This is a genomic window from Pseudomonas laurylsulfativorans, from assembly GCF_002906155.1.
Classification (GTDB): Bacteria; Pseudomonadota; Gammaproteobacteria; order Pseudomonadales; family Pseudomonadaceae; genus Aquipseudomonas; species Aquipseudomonas laurylsulfativorans.
Genome location: NZ_MUJK01000001.1, coordinates 1,323,224 through 1,340,071 on the forward strand (window position 1 = coordinate 1,323,224; position 16,848 = coordinate 1,340,071).

At 62.0% G+C, this 16,848-nt stretch carries 14 protein-coding genes; 2 read left to right on the forward strand and 12 right to left on the reverse strand.

Annotated features, from left to right (window positions below; genetic code table 11):
* Window positions 1-95: 95 nt before the first annotated feature.
* Window positions 96-878, reverse strand: coding sequence for a DeoR/GlpR family DNA-binding transcription regulator (locus tag B0D71_RS05850; RefSeq protein WP_103393898.1), 783 nt, complete (start codon window positions 876-878; stop codon window positions 96-98).
* Window positions 879-1,197: 319 nt separating this feature from the next.
* Between B0D71_RS05850 and B0D71_RS05855 the strand changes: the two genes are divergently transcribed.
* Window positions 1,198-2,085: a serine hydrolase domain-containing protein gene (locus tag B0D71_RS05855; protein ID WP_103393899.1), complete on the forward strand. Its 888-nt coding sequence runs from the start codon at window positions 1,198-1,200 to the stop codon at window positions 2,083-2,085.
* Between the two features lie 134 nt (window positions 2,086-2,219).
* Complete coding sequence (gene speF / locus B0D71_RS05860) at window positions 2,220-4,403, forward strand: ornithine decarboxylase SpeF (RefSeq protein ID WP_103393900.1); 2,184 nt, start codon at window positions 2,220-2,222, stop codon at window positions 4,401-4,403.
* 63 nt (window positions 4,404-4,466) lie between these two features.
* On the opposite strand, the gene B0D71_RS05865 is transcribed toward speF, so the two are convergent.
* The 11 genes from B0D71_RS05865 to B0D71_RS05915 are packed head-to-tail and all read right to left on the reverse strand — an operon-like array spanning window position 4,467 to window position 16,841.
* Window positions 4,467-5,606 carry an OmpA family protein gene (locus B0D71_RS05865; protein WP_240635672.1) on the reverse strand — a complete coding sequence of 380 codons (1,140 nt, stop codon included), beginning with the start codon at window positions 5,604-5,606 and terminating at the stop codon, window positions 4,467-4,469.
* A 37-nt stretch (window positions 5,607-5,643) separates the two neighbouring features.
* Window positions 5,644-6,084, reverse strand: a complete 441-nt coding sequence (gene tssE, locus B0D71_RS05870) for a type VI secretion system baseplate subunit TssE (RefSeq protein WP_103393902.1) — start codon at window positions 6,082-6,084, stop codon at window positions 5,644-5,646.
* A 2-nt stretch (window positions 6,085-6,086) separates the two neighbouring features.
* Window positions 6,087-6,623 (reverse strand): type VI secretion system lipoprotein TssJ, encoded by a 537-nt coding sequence (gene tssJ / locus B0D71_RS05875; protein WP_103393903.1) that lies wholly within the window; start codon window positions 6,621-6,623, stop codon window positions 6,087-6,089.
* On the reverse strand, window positions 6,604-7,701 hold the full coding sequence (tssG, locus tag B0D71_RS05880; protein ID WP_103393904.1) for a type VI secretion system baseplate subunit TssG: 1,098 nt from the start codon (window positions 7,699-7,701) through the stop codon (window positions 6,604-6,606). The genes tssJ and tssG overlap by 20 nt, the downstream gene beginning before the upstream one ends.
* Window positions 7,665-9,428 carry a type VI secretion system baseplate subunit TssF gene (gene tssF, locus B0D71_RS05885; protein ID WP_103393905.1) on the reverse strand — a complete coding sequence of 588 codons (1,764 nt, stop codon included), beginning with the start codon at window positions 9,426-9,428 and terminating at the stop codon, window positions 7,665-7,667. The genes tssG and tssF overlap by 37 nt, the downstream gene beginning before the upstream one ends.
* A gap of 27 nt (window positions 9,429-9,455) precedes the next feature.
* A complete protein-coding gene (gene tssA, locus B0D71_RS05890) occupies window positions 9,456-11,042 on the reverse strand; it encodes a type VI secretion system protein TssA (RefSeq protein ID WP_103393906.1) in 1,587 nt (528 codons plus the stop codon).
* Window positions 11,039-14,404 (reverse strand): ImcF-related family protein, encoded by a 3,366-nt coding sequence (locus B0D71_RS05895; RefSeq protein WP_240635673.1) that lies wholly within the window; start codon window positions 14,402-14,404, stop codon window positions 11,039-11,041. Before B0D71_RS05895 ends, tssA begins: the two co-directional genes overlap by 4 nt.
* Window positions 14,401-15,552, reverse strand: a complete 1,152-nt coding sequence (locus B0D71_RS05900; RefSeq protein ID WP_240635674.1) for a hypothetical protein — start codon at window positions 15,550-15,552, stop codon at window positions 14,401-14,403. Before B0D71_RS05900 ends, B0D71_RS05895 begins: the two co-directional genes overlap by 4 nt.
* Before the next feature lie 3 nt (window positions 15,553-15,555).
* Window positions 15,556-15,831: a PAAR domain-containing protein gene (locus B0D71_RS05905; protein ID WP_338066707.1), complete on the reverse strand. Its 276-nt coding sequence runs from the start codon at window positions 15,829-15,831 to the stop codon at window positions 15,556-15,558.
* 3 nt (window positions 15,832-15,834) lie between these two features.
* On the reverse strand, window positions 15,835-16,068 hold the full coding sequence (locus tag B0D71_RS05910) for a hypothetical protein (protein WP_103393908.1): 234 nt from the start codon (window positions 16,066-16,068) through the stop codon (window positions 15,835-15,837).
* Window positions 16,065-16,841, reverse strand: a complete 777-nt coding sequence (locus tag B0D71_RS05915; protein WP_103393909.1) for a hypothetical protein — start codon at window positions 16,839-16,841, stop codon at window positions 16,065-16,067. The genes B0D71_RS05910 and B0D71_RS05915 overlap by 4 nt, the downstream gene beginning before the upstream one ends.
* Window positions 16,842-16,848 lie beyond the last annotated feature (7 nt).

Below are 16,848 nucleotides of genomic sequence, written 5' to 3' on the forward strand. Positions count from 1 at the left end.
GACTTCAAATATCGAGGCCGGCAAATAACCCTTGTGGGAGCGAGCCTGCTCGCGAAGAGGCCGGCACATTCAATACACCCGCCAGCAAAAAACGATCAAACCTGCACCACCTCAATCCCCAGCCCCCGATAATCCTCGACATTGCCCGAAGCCACATGCCGCTCGGTGATCAGCGTATGCACGCGGTTGCAAGGCGCGACGACAAAGGGTTCCACCGCGCCGAGTTTGTCCGCCGTGGTGACGGCGATGACATGGGAAGCACAGTCGAGCATCGCCTGCTTCACCGGCACTTCATCAAAATGCAGTGAGCTGAGACCCACCTGCGGGTGTATCGCGCAAACCCCGGTAAACAGCAAATCGGCCTTGATCCCCGCCAGCAGCCGCAGGGTTTCGTGGCCGCTGGCCGACATCGTCGCCGGGTTGAGCTGGCCGCCGGCCAGGATCACCTTGATGCCCTTGTATTCGGACAAGGTAATGGCCGTCATCGGCGATGCAGTGATCGCGGTAATGACGATGTCTTCCGGTAGCGAACGCGCGATCTGCAAGGTGGTGGTGCCGGAATCGAACACCACGATCTGACCGTCCTGCACCCGTCGCGCGGCCAATTGCGCCAGATGGGTTTTTACCTCGTCGGTCTCGCTGATCCGGGTGAAGTAGTCCTTGCCCGTGTCCTTGGGTCGCGGCAACGCCCCGCCGTGCACCCGCTGCACCAGGCCGGTGCTGGCCAGCTCCGCCAGGTCGCGGCGGATGGTGTCTTCGGATACCGCGAAATGCTGACTCAACTCCGAGGCCATGACTTTGCCGTCACGCTCGAGGATCAACAGGATTTTTTGCCGGCGCACTGACGGCAGTTCGGCGGCAGAATGATTGTCATGCATGTTTTTGCTCGTTTATGCGTGAAATTGCGCGTTTATGCGAGATTAACCAAAGCGTTGGATAAACACAAACGGGCGGCCAGGCGAACGCGCCCAGGTATCATTTTTTTCGATTTTTCAAATCATTACGCCGAATTTTTTATTTTTCTGTGACCTGTTCAAAATGGCGCCGTCACTCATGCTTTGGATGGAAACTTCATGAATATCAATTTTGCTTTTGCGTGCATGATCGTGGTCTCTTTTACGATTGCACTGGTTCACGCTTGACCGATGTCAGACAGGCCATGCAGATTGAGTGCCCTGTGCCCACCTGAGGCGACTCATGCTTTTTTCCGTTGTATTGAATGGTTGCCTTCTTTCGCCTGAACAGCCTGATACCACGGTGCCCTGGTGGAGCTTCACCAAAACCGTGCTCGCGGCTGCCACGCTGTCGCTGGTGCGCGACAAACTGATTGATCTTGATCGCACCGTGCCCGAAGGCCCGTTCACCCCGCGCCAATTGCTGCGGCACGAGGCAGGCCTGGCCGATTACGGCGAGTTGGCCGACTACCACGCTGCCGTTGCCCGCCATGAAACCCCGTGGTCGGCCGAAGACATGTTGCAACGCCTTGACGCTTCCCGATTGCGCTACGCGCCCGGGGACGGTTGGCGCTATTCGAACGTCGGTTATCTGTACATTGTGCGATTGATTGAGCGCACCACCTGCCTCAGCCTCGAAGAAGCCTTGAACCAGCGCATTTTCGCCCCCCTCGGCTTGTCTCGTGTACGCCTGGCAAAAACCTGCGCCGATCTGGCGAACGTCAATATGGGCAGCACATCCGGTTATGACCCGGGTTGGGTCTATCACGGCTTGCTTACAGGCCCGCTCGCAGAAGCCGCCCTGTGCCTGGATCGCCTGATGGCCGGTCAACTTCTGCCCGACTCACTTTTACGTCAGATGCGAACGGTGCATGCACTCGGTGGACCGCTTGCCGGACGTCCATGGACATCGCCCGGTTATGGACTCGGCTTGATGCAGGGTGGCGTGAGCAGCGGCCTGATATTGAGCGGCCACACCGGCGCAGGCCCCGGTAGCGTCGTGGCGGTTTACCGTTGCGTTCAAGGCGAATACACCGCCAGTGGCGCGGTGTTTCATGACGTTGACAACGAAGGCGCCGTTGAAGCGCAAGTTGTTGAGCGTCTGTCGGCAACTCTCGCAACACACCGGTAAAAGCCTGACAAATCAGGAATATGCTCTATAACCAGTGGTGACACGATTTCCGATCAGGGGAGCTGGAGCTCCCCCGGAAGTTGATCTCTCAAAAAGTTGCGGACAATTGAGTGCCCGCCAGGAGACACCACCCCATGAAAGCCCTGAAAATCGCTGCCAGTGAAGGCGCATCCGAATGTTTCCTGAACGCCCGGGAGGTGGTTCCGCTCGGTCACACCGACTTCACCGACGTGGCCGTGGCCGTGGTGTCGGTCAATGATGTGCTCGCCGGTGCCCTGGATGTCATCCAGCGCACCGGTTTCGATATCCCGATTTTCCTCGTGGCCTCCCCCGGCACCAGCACCCGCCCCCGGGAAGTCTACAAACACCTCAATGACGTGCTGCTGCAAGTGAACGGGATCTTCGACCTGTCACCCAGCAACGTCGAATACCATGGCAACCAACTGGAGACAGCGGCCAAGGCCTATGAAGAAAGCCTGCTGCCCCCGTTCTTCGATTCGCTCAAGCACTACACCGAGGCGGCCAACGCGACCTTTGCCTGCCCCGGTCACCAGGGCGGCCAGTTTTTCCGCAAGCACCCGGCCGGCCGGCAGTTTTTCGACTTCTTCGGCGAAACGCTGTTTCGTGCCGACATGTGCAACGCCGACGTCAAGCTCGGCGACCTGCTGATCCACGAAGGCCCGGCGCTGCTGGCGCAGAAACACGCCGCGCAGGTGTTCAACGCCGACAAGACCTACTTCGTGCTCAACGGTACCTCGGCGTCGAACAAAGTGGTGACCAACGCCCTGTTGACCCCCGGCGACCTGGTGCTGTTCGACCGCAACAACCACAAGTCCAATCACCAGGGCGCGCTGCTGCAGGCCGGTGCCACGCCGGTCTACCTGGAAACCGCGCGCAACCCCTACGGTTTCATCGGCGGCATCGACGCCCACTGTTTCGAAGAAGACTACCTGCGCGAGCTGATCGCCGAAGTCGCCCCGGACAAGGCGCAACTGCCGCGGCCATTTCGCCTGGCGATCATTCAACTGGGCACCTACGACGGTACCGTGTACAACGCCCGGCAAGTGGTCGACCGCATCGGCAAGCTGTGCGACTACATCCTGTTCGACTCGGCGTGGGTCGGCTACGAGCAGTTTATCCCGATGATGAAAGACTGCTCGCCGCTGTTGCTCGACCTCGACGAAAACGACCCCGGCATCTTCGTCACCCAATCGGTGCACAAACAGCAGGCCGGTTTTTCCCAGGCCTCCCAGGTGCACAAGAAAGACCGTCACATCAAGGGCCAGGCGCGTTATTGCAACCACCACCGGCTCAACAACGCCTTCATGGCCCAGGCCTCGACGAGCCCGTTCTACCCGCTGTTCGCCTCGCTGGATGTGAATGCGCGCATCCACTCAGGCCGTAGCGGCCTGCGGTTGTGGGAAGACTGCGTGAAGTTCGGCATCGAGGCGCGCAAATTGATTCTCGAAGCCTGCACCATGGTCCGCCCGTTCGTGCCGTACACCATTGAAGGGCGTGCGTGGGAAGACTATCCAACGGAGGAAATCGCCAGCGACATCCGCTTCTTCGAGTTCCATCCCAAGGATCGCTGGCACGCCTTTGCTGGTTATGCCGAAAAGCAGTACTTCATCGACCCGTGCAAGCTGCTGTTCACCACCCCGGGCATCGACCCGGTCGATGGCAGCTACACCGACTTCGGCATTCACGCCGGCATCCTTGCCAACTTCCTGCGCGAGAACGGCATCGTTCCGGAAAAATGCGACCTCAACTCGATCCTGTTCCTGCTCACCCCGGCCGAAGACTGGGCGAAGATGACCCACCTGGCCGCACAGATCGCCCGCTTCGAACGATTCATCAGCGATGACGCGCCGATGAGCCGGGTGCTGCCGGCGATCTATGCGCAGCATCAGGAACGTTATCGCAACTACACCATTCGCCAGCTCTGCCAGGAAATGCACGACCTGTACCGCCACCACAACGTGCAGCAACTGCAGAAGGACATGTTCCGCAAGGAACACTTCCCGAAAAAGGCCATGAACCCGCAACAAGCGCAAATCGAATACATCCGCGGCAACGTCGAACTGGTGGCGCTGGCGGATGCCGATGGGCGCATTGCGGCCGAGGGCGCGTTGCCTTACCCGCCGGGCGTCTTGTGCGTGGTGCCGGGGGAAATCTGGGGGGGCGCGGTGTTGAAGTACTTCCTGGCGCTGGAGGAAGGCATCAACCGCTTGCCCGGTTTCACGCCGGAGTTGCAGGGGGTTTATCTGAAGGAGCATGAGGGGCGTATTCGCGCTTATGGATATGTGATCAAGGCTTGAACCCTGTGCAGGCGTAGCCGCGGGAACGGACCGCGGCTACGCCTGTATTTCCCTCCCCCTCGCTTACACAGGGCGCTCCTCTGACGCCGTTTGCCCACATGCACCCGCATGTGGCAACAGGCTGATTTCAACCCGTCGGTTCGCCGCACGCCCGGTTTCGCTGTCATCACTGCTGACAGGCTGGCTGGCGGCAAACCCCTGCACCGCAAAGCAACTGTCCGGAATATCACCCATGCGTTGCATCCAGTCACGCACGGCCGAGGCCCGGGCGTGGGAGAGTTGCTGATTGTGCTGCGCACTGCCGCGGCCATCCGTGTGCCCGCCTATCACAATCAGCCAGCCCGGCTGAGCCTTGATGTCGACCAGGGCGCTGATCAGGATCTTGGTCGAACCCGGCTTGAGCTCGGCGCTGCCGGCCTCGAACAACGACAGGCTGTCCAGGCGCACAGGCGCGACAATAGTCGGTGGCGGCTGCAATAGATGCGCCAGGCGTTGCTCGGCGACGCCGGTCGAGCCCAGCCACCAGGCTCCGCTGACCAGGCCCGTCACAACGGCCGCAGCGCAAAGCCACCGGGCCACGGGACGCTTCGCCGGCGGCATTTCAGGCATGGGCAAGGGGTTGGGCGGCAATATCACCACGGGCATCAACCCGGGCGGCGCCGGCTCCCTTGCAGGCGGCGAGAGTGTCCCCACCACAACGCTGCTGCGCTGCATGCGCCGGATCAGGCTCTCGATCTGCTGGCGCAAGGCATGCAGGGCCACCACCGGCGCTTGTGCCTGCAGCTCCAGACGCTGCTGCAGACGCGCCAGCCCGCTGTCCAGTTGAAGCAACTCGGGGAAGTGTTGTGTTCCCGGCGCCAGATTGCGCAACAACGCCTGCCACTGCACGCACAGCCAGGCGAGGATATCCAGGCGCACAGACGCCATGGGTGGCCAACAGGCCGCCCACTGGCCGCACAGGGTTTCGATCAGCGTCACCCCCTGGGTCATGCCTTCCACGCCATGCCGCTGGCTGCGCGCCAGGGCAAACGCGGCGGCCGTCTGCAGGTCTGCGCCGTTGTGTTCGAACAGTGCCAGGCACCACTGCTCCACTCTGGCCCAATCCACATCGGGACAGGCCGGATGACTCAACTTCGCCAGCTCTTCGCGCAGCGCAATAAACTCACCATGACCGCGCGGATCACCGCCCAGTCGAATACGCATTTCAAATAGCACCGTCAGCCTCCGTTGCTTTATAAGTTCAGGATTTCGACAGCCATTGCTGTCGTTTCAGATGGCGCACCAGGACTTTGCCCTCCGCTGCCAGTGTGGTACCGAAGGTCACCTGCCGGCCGCTTTTGAGCTGGACGTCGAGGCTGTAGTCCAGATGGCCCGGCAAAGCCTGCTCGAGCAACTCGATGTGCACGGTCGCCAGGCGCGGTTCGTACTTGCTCAGGGTGTCCTGCATGGCCCTCTTCAACACGTGCGCCGAACCCGGCAGGCCCTGGAGGATCTGGCCCATGTCGGGAAGACCGTAATCGGGCAGGTGCGCGAGTGTTCCGGCCCGGCTGTTGAGGATGCGTTGCAGGTTGTCCAGTACCGACAGCGTGTGCTGGTCCGCTTCATTGACTTGATGCAGGTCCAGGTCACCGTCGAAGTTCTGCAGCAGTGTTTCGTAAAGCGATGGATTGAGGTCAGGCATGGTCAGTCCCGGGCGAATGCGCGCAGGGTCAATTGGTTGTCCCCAAGCTCGATGACCCGCGCCCGGTCGGGGTCGAGGTCGTCGCGGTTCAAGGTCAGGCGCCAGGTGTTCATCTGCACATCGGGGTTACGAAACAGCGCGACCACCGTGACGAAACGCGCGTCCTTGTCCAGCGGCACATCCAGTTTCGCGCCCTCGCCCGGCTTGATCACCAGTGCCCGGGTATCGAGCAATTCGCCGGCCAGCGCCTGCTCGTCGCCACCGAGCAGGCTGTCGTAGGAAGCCCTCTGCAGCGCCTCGCTGTCGCTCAGTTGATAGACCCGTACCAGCGTCGGGACCGACATTGCATTCATGTCCGCAACATCAGTGTTGATGGCCGTGCGGGCACTGAAATCCAGGCGCAGGTCTTTCACCTGTTTGTAGAAAATCGAGCGGGTGGCAGTTGCCGTGCCTTGCGAGACAGTCTGAGTGACACCACAGCCGGCGAGCACTACCGCCAGCGTCGTCAGGATCAATGAATTACCAACGGTACGCGACATGCTGTGCTTCCCTGTTCCGAGTGTTTTTCAACAGGCCCTGGTAGCGGCCCAGATTGATGGTGATGGTGTCGTGTTCCGTGCCCTGCCAGGTGTCAGAGCCCGAACCCAGCATGCCGGTCATGCCCAGGCGGATCGGCGCCCGCCCCAGCACCGGTTGCGGCAAGCTGCGCACCGGCAGCGATAACTGCAGCCTGGCGGTGCAGCGCCAGCCTAGGTAGACCCGCAGCAACACCAGCAGATCGTTGTACAACTGGCCATCGGGCAACCAGCCCCGTGCTTCGTCCCGGTCCCTGGTGAACAGCGCCAGGTGCAGCTGGCTGTTGGCGTCGAATCCGTTGCTGCCCAGCGGCGTGCCCTGGGACAGACTGACCGGACGACTCACGGACAGACTCGCCGGATGAACCAGGGGGATTTTCTGTGGCCAGTGCGGCGTGATCCTGGCCCGGGTCTCTGGGGCCAGCAGCGACACCAGAGCGGTGATGCCCTCGGCGTTGCGGGTGGGCATGCGCATCACACTAAGCAGCGCGAGAAACCGCGAAACCGGCGTGGCAATGCGCTTGGCCGTGCCGGGAATCCCCAGCCCGACCAGGCCCAGCAGACACTGGGAAGTCGCATCACTGCCGCCGGCTTCGAAGGTGGCCGGGTAGGAATACTTGCGCCAGATCCGATAGAACTGGGTGAAGATCCGGTGGTTGAAAATATCCAGAAACGCCTCAAGCGCCTCATGCCCGTCGCGGCGCTGGGCAATGTCATCGACAAAAGCCGTCGGCAATGGCGAGTCCACGCCATACAACCCCAACAGCCGGGTGCGCACGGTCGCCGGGCGCAGCGGTTGGCGGTCGTCGATTTCGATGGCCTTCAGTTCACCGGCAGGAAAGCCCATGCCGGGGTCCGGGCGAAAGCGTACCGGGTCGTCCGCCGGGTGGCTGGTGCTGCCCAGGGGTGGATGGCCCGGCAGGGCTTGCTCGAGCAACTGGCAGAACCGGTACAGACTCGCTTCGGCCACCCGCCCTTCCAGCGCTTCGAGCAATCCGCCGGCTTTCAGCCGGGAATACGCTGACTGTGGTTCTCGTTCCATCGCAGGCACTTTCCAGTAGGTTGAAGGATCAGCGTGAGCTGGTTGAACAGGTGAATGTCGGCGTACAGCGCGAAGAAGCGATGAAGCATTTCGCCAAACAGGCTGACGTCGCCCTCGCCGCAAAAACCATGGGCGTCGAGGGTCACTTCGATGTCCACGCCGCGTAGCAGAAAGCCCTTTTCGAACCGCTGTACCAGGTGGTGCCTGACTTCGACGATAGCCGCCAGGCGACGGCGGTTCAGCTCGCTGCCGCTCCAGTCGTACAGCGCCAGGGTGCCGCGCAGCACTTCGGCGTTATCGAGCATCGGCAGGAAGTTGGAACCCAGGTGACTGAGTACTCGCCAGTGGAAGCGGTCGCGGTTCGGCGGATAGCAAGGCAAGGTCGGGGCGCTCAGATTGCGCACGCGCAAGCCGCTCAAGGCGGTGTTGACCAGCCCGTCAAGCAGGGTGCTTTGCAGCGCCTTGCGTGGCAGCAGCCCGTGGGTCCCGGTCAGTTGCAGGGACAGGCTCTGGCTGCCTTGCAAGCGATCCTGATCGAAGCCGTCGCCCCCGAGAATCAGCCAGGTATCGTGCAGGCCATTGGCGCCACGCTTGAGGCGGGTATGGAAGTACCGCTCGGGCGCCTCGTCGCGCAACATTCCGCCCTTGTGACGAAAACTGCTGAACGGCACATAGTCCAGGCTCTCGGCATTCTTCGATGCGGTGACCCGGTCCACCGAGTAGATTTCCGTGTGACCATCCTGCAGGCGCATCGGGCGCAGCAGGTAGTCGGTTTGCAACGGATCCAGCGTCATCGGGTCGGCATCCAGGTTGAACAGATTGATCACTGGCACCGCATGCAGGCGAAGGTGTTCGGCGCTCAGGTTGAATGCCTGCGGCCACGACTCGCGCAGGAGCACCTCCAGTTCGAACCAGGGCATATCCGCAGTGATGTTCACCTGGTCCAGGCCATGGAGGGTGACGAACATGAACTTCTCGCGGAAGGTGAAATATTCCAGCAGCAGCTGATAGCCGCTGAACGCGCTGTCGCCCTTTGGCCACAAGCGGTCCTCATCGGCAAAGCCCTTGGGCGCGAAATGACCTGCCAGTGCAACTCGTTGCGCCTCGCCCGGCAGGCGCACATACAACGCCTCGGCATTCAGGGTCAGTGCCTGATGCAGCGCGCTGGCCAGGGGGGCATCGGCGTTGAGGTACATCGGCACGCGGCTGAGGTCGATCTGGCTCCAGTCGATCGCCGTTGCGCAGGCAAACCGCAGGCGCAGCAGCGAGCGGCCGTCGGGCTCATGGGCCAGGTGCAAGGATTGCAATTCGATGGGTTGCAGTCGCAGGTCCTGGGTGGTGGTGTAACGGCATACGGTACGCTGCGGTCCGATGGGTTGCGAGAGCACCTCCTGGCCGGCGGCGATCAGCTCGCTGCGCCTGATCTGTGCCAGTTCCACCTGGAACTCGACGATCGACAGCGAGGGAATGGTGCGCAGGTAATGGGGCCACAACAGGCTGACCAGGCCTTCGGTCAACTCCGGCAAGTCGTCGTCGAGCTTTTCGCGCAGGCGCCCCATCAAGAAAGCGAAGCCCTCGAACAGGCGCTCCACATAGGGATCGCGGGCGCCGGGTTTGTCCAGGTTCAACTGCGCCGCGCGGTCGGGAAACGCTTGCGCAAACTCCTGCCCGGCTTCGCGCAGGTAGCGCATCTCGGCGTCGTAATAACGCAGTGTCAGATTGTCCATGCTGTAAATGATCCTGATAAATGGGGTTCAACCGCACAGTACGGCGGCGCGTACCGGATTGATGGCAACCAGCGCCGCCAGCAACGTCTCCATGCGCCGGTTCAGGGCCGGCTTGTCGGCGTCGTTACGCTGCGCTTTCAGGCGGGTCAGCTTGAGCAGGCGGGCCTTGACCTCGAAATTCAATTCCGGCTCCCAGTCCGCCAAGGCCTGGCGCTCGGCCGTGGCATCCAGTTCACCGAGCAAGTGCAGGGCCAGGTCGTTCTTGCCACATTGCTCGGCCACGCGCGCCATCAGCAGGCGCAGCAGCCAGCGCTGGCGACCGCTGTGAATGTCCGGGCGCGCGGCCAGCCAGGCCAGTGCATGTTCGACGCCGTCGCTATCGGCCTGGGCCAACGCCTCGCTTTCCAGGGACAGAATCTCGCCATCGGCCATGACCGCAGCCGGGGCCGCCGCGGGCAGGAGCTGGCGCGACTGTTGCGCGCTTACGTGCTGAGCGATCCATTCACGGGTGGTCTCGTCGGCGAACGGTGTACCGTCGTTCCACCCCAGCGCCTCCAAGCCCGGCAGCCGCTCGAGGAACATACCCAGGTCGCGCTTGACGATGTCGGCCCAGCCGTCGTGAGGCGCCGGTAGTTTGCTCAGGGCCTGGACCAGGTACCACTGCAGGTCCAGCCAGAAATGGTTGACCCCCTCGGCGAACGTGCGCTCGACCTGATCGAGCAATTCGCTCCAGTTCTGCTGCTGATACAGGCGCTTTAGTTGCGCCCGGGATTCGCTCCGGGGCGGCGCCAGGCGCGTGGTGCCGCTGGCGTCCTGCAGGGGCGGCTCGTGCAAGGTGTCCCAGCGCAGGCTTTTCATCAGGCGGTGCGCCGCCAGCCAGCCTTGTGGCTGGTCGCGCAGGTAACCGGCCAAGGTCCGGCCGCTGTCCAGCAGGTCGCGCCCAGACTTGATGGCCAGGCTGCCCGGCGCGCTGGCCTGGCTGACGGACTCGTGGCTGGCGCTGTGTTGCGGCACCACCGCATCGACCCCACCAGACTGTGCCAGGCGCGCCGACAACGCCCCATGCAACGCATCCAGCTGCGGCCGCTGATCCTCGGGCCAGGCTTGCAACCCATGTTCAAGCCAGGCCAGCGCCGCCGCCGTGCGTTCCGCCTCGGCCTTGACCACTTCAGGGTAAAGCGACAGACAATCCAGCACCTTGGCGCTGGTCAACCATTCCAGGGCCATCTTGCGACTGTTGGCCCGTTCCGGAAACACCTCGCCGGCATAGCGCTCGATCAGTGCCGCCAACAAACCAAGGCCATCGGCCAACCCCGTCTCACCGTCCTTCTGCAGGCGTGCCCACAGGTAATAAGTGGCGATGCGCAAATCCTTGCTGCGCTGGCCGAGCAACTTCTCCGCCAGCTGAATTACCTCGTCGACGTTCGCGCCGGAGAGCTTGTTGACCTCTTCGCGCATGCGCTGGAAGTCATCGTCGTAACCCGGGTCTTCACCGACCGGCGACTGCGCGCTGATGGGCTGCAACCAGGATTGCCAACAGTCGGCCTGGGTACGGGCAAGGGCCAGCGGGTCACGTTCGCCGAGGCAACGGGTGATCAGTTTGAGCAGGCTCATGGGTAACTTCCATTCTGCGCATAAGGCTGCGCTTGAGTGCCTTCGCCGAGAAAAATCTGCGCCGGCAATTCAAAGCCGCGCAACTTGAGCAACGCCAGCGGCCCTGCGCCCAGCTCAGTGCGCAGGTGCCAGGTCAGGTCGAGGCCGTCCGGGGCCCGAAGCTGCACGCGGTATTGGCTGTCGGTGTCGTTCAGCGCGGTGATTTTTGCCTGTTCGAGCAGGCGGATCAGGCCCCAGGTGCCTTCGTAATCGCCGTAAAGGCGCTCGTTGGCCAGCACGCTGATCCACAGCAAACGCGTGCCCGGATGCTGGCTGAAGCCCGGCCAGCTGAAGCGCTGCCAGCGTTCCTTCTGGTTGAAATACTCATGTTTTTCGCCGTTGAGGATGAAGGTGGTCTGCACCACGTCGCGCACCGGCTTGCCACGCAGCTCGAAGCTCAGGCCCATGCCGCCGTCGGTGTAGAGCACGTCGGCGAGGTGGCTGAGCTGGTTGATCGCCGCGAGGAACTTGGGGTTGAAGTGCAGGCCCTGGCTGTGCCGGGCGTCGGCCACCCAGCGACTGCCTTCCTTGCGCAGCACGCCGCCCAGTTGCTGCTGGAGGAACTGGTCGATGCGCCCGGCGTCGGCGCGGATCATCTGCCCGAGCATCGGCAGCGAGGCATCGCTGCCGGTGGCGGCGAAGGGGTAACGCCCGGCGAAGGCGCCCTGCCAGTCCCGCACGATCGCCCGTTGCCACTGGCTGTTGAGACCGGCCACCGAGGGTTGCAGCACCCGTTGCCAGGCCTGTTCCAGCGGCTGCACGAACAGGGTCTGGCCGATGCCGTCCCACTCGGCACCGAGGCTGGCGGCAAGCAGGCTGCCGTAGGCCTGGGTGTCGGTGAGGTCGACGCTGTGGCCTTGGAAAACTGATTGCGCCAGGGCCTGGGTCATCGCCTGGGGGTTGGGCGCGTTGCTCACTTGCTGCAGCTTCAGGCGCACCCGGGTGACGCGGTTGAGGAAGGCTTGCAGGCTCAGGCGTTCGCTGTCGTTTTGGTTGTCGACGTCTTTGCCCAGCAAGGTCAACAGCGGGCCAAAGGTGGCGTCCAGCGGGCTGCCGCTGCCGGGCATGCCCTGATCGATCACCGGCACTGGCTCCTTGCCGAGCAGTTGCTGCGCCGATTGCACCAATGACTCGGCCAGCGCTTGACGACGGGTGCCAGCCTGGCCCTGATAGGCCAAGGTGTTCATCAGCGCGATCAGCGGCGACTGGCGCGCATCGCTCATCAGCGCCAACTGGTCGATCACCTCGCCGAGGCTGTCCACCGGTTGCCAGCGCAGTTGGTTGAGGAAGTCCAGCCAGGCGTGGGCGTAGTCCTGGAAATAGCGTTCGGTCAGGCGTTGCTTGAGCTGCTCCGGGCTCAGGTCGGCGGCGAGACGCGCCGGGTTGTCGCTGAGCACCCAGTCGATTTCTTCGCGGCGCGCCTCGGCGATGGCGTCGATGGCCGGGCGCACCTGGCCTTCCCAGGCCTGGCGGGTGAACACGCCCGGCACCTCCGCTGAAGTGGCAAACAACGCCGCGGCCTCGGTGTCGCCGACCATCTGTTGCAGGGCCAGCGCCGGGGCGTGGTTGGCCGCGTTGTCGAGCACAGTCTGGTACAGGCTGGCTTCGCCGTTGCGCTGGCCCAGTTGGCTGATCAGCACCTGCCGCACCTGGGCCACCAGCTTGGGATCGGCGTCGATGCGCCAGTTTGGGTGGGCGGCCAGTTGTTCGGCGTAAAAGGCCCACAGGGTCGGTGCCAGCGCATGCCAGAGGCCTGGTGAGAATCCGGTGCCTTGTGGTTCGGTGTCCACCAAGGCTTGGGTGAGGAAATCCGGATCGGTTTTTTCCGGACGGGCCAGCATCAAATACGCCTTTAGTTGCGCGTAGGCGGCCGAGGCCTGCTTGGCGCGTTCGGGGCTGTCCGGTGGCAGCTTGACCAGGGCTATGAGCCGGGCCTTGAGGGTGGCCGCTGCCGGGTCACGCAACAGGCGCTGATTGGCCTCGATGTAACGCGGCCACAGCATAGCCAACAGCGCGTCGTTCTGGTTCAGGCCGAAACGCTGATACCACGGGGTGACGTGGCTGGCGCGGTAATCCAGGCGGCCGAGTTCGCGGGTCAGCTCGTTGAGGGCGCTCAGTTGCGCGTCGCCGGGGGCGGCTTGCTGCTGCGTGGTCAGAGCGGTTTGCAAATGGTGGATCTGCACGCGATTGCTGAGGAACGACAGCAGCAGGCCGGCGCCCCAGACCAGGGCCACGGCCAACACCACGCCATAAGCGACGCGTGGCGCGCTCCAGCCCAGGCGATGGCTCGGTTGTTTTGGCTCGCCGAGCACACCGTGCCAAGCCGGATCCATGGACCAGAAGTGTTCTTTTTGGCCATCCGACCTGCCCGCCAACGGCAGGCTAAACCACAGGCCGCGCAACGGTACATCTTGTTTTTCGGTCCCAAACCACGGCGCCAGTGCATTACGCCAGCGGGCCACGCCCTCGACCTCCAGATCCCGCGCCAGGCGCACCAGAAAGTCATGCGCCATTGTCAGGTTCATCTGCGCCCAACCTTGCTGACGCATCGGGCCGAGCACACTGTGCAGCGACGTTTCCAATTCTGCTGCGGTCAGGCGTGGCAGCAGCGCACAACCCACCGCCTGACTCGGGCGTTTGTCCTGCACCCAGTTACTGGCGCAGACCTGCCACAGGTGCAGCGGCACCGACCACCCTAATGCCCGCGCCAGCGCCTGCAAATGACGCCGGCCGCTGCCCATCCGGTTGCCGTCGGCGCTCTGCTCGGCATTCACCGCCCAGACCACGCCGTCGAAGGCACGCCAGCGGGTCAGGCGGCGGAACTGGGCGATCACCTTATCGTCCAGTGCTTGCTGCACGCTGCCACCCCACAACAGCACGGTATCCTCGTCTTCCAGCCAATGGTCCGAACTCAGGCCGGGGGCAACGGCCGTGATTTGCTCGGGTTCGCCGACGATGAGCAGGAGGCGGATCTTACGACGCCAGAAAAGGCCGCGGTTGGCACGCAGGGACTCGAGCAATGGCGTGCTGTCAAATTCTGGGGCCTTAGGCAGTACCAAACCCGCGTCCGCCTGGGGAAACACCTTGTCGGCCTGCCCCTGATCGCGATGACTTCGCCGCTTCAACTGCATCAACAAACGGGGCGCAAGATGCCCGATCGCTGCAATAAGAACGATCAACAAGAAAGCGAGCATCCGGTGATGGTTTTCCACCAGCCCCATCCGCTCACCATATGCCTGTATCACCCAGGCCAGGGCCGCCATCAATACACTGATCCACACCGCCGCACCCGCCCGACGCCATGGGTTGCTCCATCCTTTCATGCCACCTCTCCCGCGATAACGGTACTGATCCAATACCGTGACTCATCTTTGGCGAGCAGCAGCACTGGCTGCTGCTGGTGTCGAACCATTTCCAACCCGAAGGCGGCTGCCAACCAATGACCAAAGGGTCCGGGCAGTCCGCACAGGTGCTCCTGAACCCACAGTTGCTGCGCACTCAACGAGACAGCCTGAGCACCGATAATGGCGAAGACATTGCCGGTCAGCGGCTGCCAGTCAGCGCTGTCCGCCAACACCCCCGTCGCCTGAAGCGCCATCGTCTGGGTTTGCTGGAACAGCGCCAGCTCGCTGTTCAACGTGGCGACATCCAAAGGCATCGGGCGCAACAAGCCACCTTGCACAGGAAGGTCCCAGGCAACGGCCAACTGGTCTGGACATAGCAACAAGGCCGCCAGCCCATCGGAGTACGCCTCCCCGCCGTTTACCTGCACGACCAGGATCAACTCGAGGGCTGCGCGGGCGGTCTTCAGCGTGTCGTCGATCCATTGGCACGACAATTCATCGGTCAGGGTGACCGTTGCAGGTTGCGTGAGATGGGAGGTTTGCCACTGCTGCCAGACGTCGCGCAATGCAGCGTCGTGATCGGGCTCTATGTCACTCAATAGCGTGACGCGCAACGCCTTTTCAGCGGGCAAGGCCTTCAACGCCGGACCGAGCACTGGCAACAACAACTGCAAACCCGCCTGCGCGCGATCGCCCTGCTCAGGCAGAGCGGCTATGCGCCTGGCTTGTCCTGTACGCAGCGGCAAATCCCGGCGACCTTGCAGCACACTGGCAGACACCTGATCCGGCAGCAGCACACAGCTGGTATGCACGGCCAGATATCGTTGCGCCCAGTCTTGCCAGGCCAGTTGCGCATTGACTGCCTCCTCCTCGAGAAATTGATGCTGGCTCAGCGCCCCACCGTAGAAATAGGCACGGGAACCGAACAGCAAAACCCAGACCAGCAGTGGCAAGCCAGACAATAACCAGACATTGATCGCCTGCAGTTGCGCTAACTGAATTGAGGCGTGCAACAGAAACAACAGCACACCCACCACCACCGCGACGACGGCCGCGAGTACCCAACGACCCAGCATCGGCGGCGTCGGAGCTTGCACCACAGAAGGAGCCTTTCTATCCCAGCCCATGGCTCAACCCACCCCACAGTCAGGCGCGCTGGAAATCACCTGGCATCCGCATTCACTGCGACAGCCATCGACCACCATTGCCCGGCCATCTTCCCAGCAGTCGGAACAGCCCTCAACGATGGGATTGGTGCCATGGGCTGGACAACTGACCTCATCCCCCACCAAAGCCACGGGCTTGCCATTAACAAATGTGGTGGACGAAGCCGATATCACTTCTCCATCGTGTGTGGTCCTGTCACCCAGCAAAACAAATCCCTGAGACATAAAATCAAGCTCCATTGGTCAAGTGTTGTAAACGAGAATTGCGCTCAGCATTTTTGAGGCACGAAATGAGTGCACGCTTTCGTAGCAGGCACTCGGGTCGGCTACGGCGGCGAAGCGTTGCCACATCGCGGCACCGTCATCGGCCTGTTGAGTCATCCGCAAGGTTTCGCCGAGACGACTTTGCCAATGGAGCAACGCCTGGTTGCGTGCCAGTTCGAAGGGGTTGATCTGTGCAGGAAAAACAAGGCTCATTGTTGGTTCTCCGCTGCCTGGCGGATTGCTTGCAATTTGCGGAAATTCGGTCCCCAGCGACCATCCAGTTCGACACTGCCATCGGGATAAGTAATGGTGGTGTTGTTACCTTCCTTCTTTACTTCTGGACCAGCTGAATAAACAACAAACTCGGAATGCAGGACTGGCTCGAAATACACCTGCCGCGCCTGCAACGCCTGATAACCGAGATAGATATCGCCCTCTCCCGCAAGGCTAATACGTTTACGGTAACCCCCGATAAAGTTCTCTTTAACCCAAGGGTAATAGTCCTTCTTGATGGTCAAATTCCCAATAATTTCTATTGGTATACCAGTGCTTCGCATGGGGCGGTTTCGATCAAACTTTACCAAAACACCTCCACCACCACCGGACGTTACGTTTTCGCCAAAAGTTGTCGGTTCATCATAGGCGACGCCAAACATCACATTGCTCAGACGCCACCGGCACGCGCCGCCTCCGTCAACTGGCAACTTGGCTTGATAGAGATCGCTTTGTCCTAAACGTTGTAGTTCCACATCAAACCCGTGACGACCGTCCACCTCAATACGTTTACCGCTGGCACCATGGGTCTTGCTTTTGCAGGCGGCCGAGCGGTACATGACCTGCATGGTCTCCGCTTTCAATTGCTTAGGGACTTTCACTGTTACTGTGACCTGTTCACTACCTACAGGCGGAGACCCGCTGTAATCCTGACCACAACCATTTAGGCTAAACAACGCAACGAACAAACCAACGAAGGCTTTTTGGCGCATGCTTTTT

What these genes read in the sequence shown, in the direction of transcription:
- B0D71_RS05850 (WP_103393898.1), bottom strand. Translation starts at nt 878, where the DNA reads ATGCATGACAATCATTCTGCCGCCGAACTGCCGTCAGTGCGCCGGCAA.
- B0D71_RS05855 (WP_103393899.1), top strand. Translation starts at nt 1,198, where the DNA reads ATGCTTTTTTCCGTTGTATTGAATGGTTGCCTTCTTTCGCCTGAACAG.
- speF (WP_103393900.1), top strand. Translation starts at nt 2,220, where the DNA reads ATGAAAGCCCTGAAAATCGCTGCCAGTGAAGGCGCATCCGAATGTTTC.
- B0D71_RS05865 (WP_240635672.1), bottom strand. Translation starts at nt 5,606, where the DNA reads ATGCGTATTCGACTGGGCGGTGATCCGCGCGGTCATGGTGAGTTTATT.
- tssE (WP_103393902.1), bottom strand. Translation starts at nt 6,084, where the DNA reads ATGCCTGACCTCAATCCATCGCTTTACGAAACACTGCTGCAGAACTTC.
- tssJ (WP_103393903.1), bottom strand. Translation starts at nt 6,623, where the DNA reads ATGTCGCGTACCGTTGGTAATTCATTGATCCTGACGACGCTGGCGGTA.
- tssG (WP_103393904.1), bottom strand. Translation starts at nt 7,701, where the DNA reads ATGGAACGAGAACCACAGTCAGCGTATTCCCGGCTGAAAGCCGGCGGA.
- tssF (WP_103393905.1), bottom strand. Translation starts at nt 9,428, where the DNA reads ATGGACAATCTGACACTGCGTTATTACGACGCCGAGATGCGCTACCTG.
- tssA (WP_103393906.1), bottom strand. Translation starts at nt 11,042, where the DNA reads ATGAGCCTGCTCAAACTGATCACCCGTTGCCTCGGCGAACGTGACCCG.
- B0D71_RS05895 (WP_240635673.1), bottom strand. Translation starts at nt 14,404, where the DNA reads ATGAAAGGATGGAGCAACCCATGGCGTCGGGCGGGTGCGGCGGTGTGG.
- B0D71_RS05900 (WP_240635674.1), bottom strand. Translation starts at nt 15,552, where the DNA reads ATGGGCTGGGATAGAAAGGCTCCTTCTGTGGTGCAAGCTCCGACGCCG.
- B0D71_RS05905 (WP_338066707.1), bottom strand. Translation starts at nt 15,831, where the DNA reads ATGGAGCTTGATTTTATGTCTCAGGGATTTGTTTTGCTGGGTGACAGG.
- B0D71_RS05910 (WP_103393908.1), bottom strand. Translation starts at nt 16,068, where the DNA reads ATGAGCCTTGTTTTTCCTGCACAGATCAACCCCTTCGAACTGGCACGC.
- B0D71_RS05915 (WP_103393909.1), bottom strand. Translation starts at nt 16,841, where the DNA reads ATGCGCCAAAAAGCCTTCGTTGGTTTGTTCGTTGCGTTGTTTAGCCTA.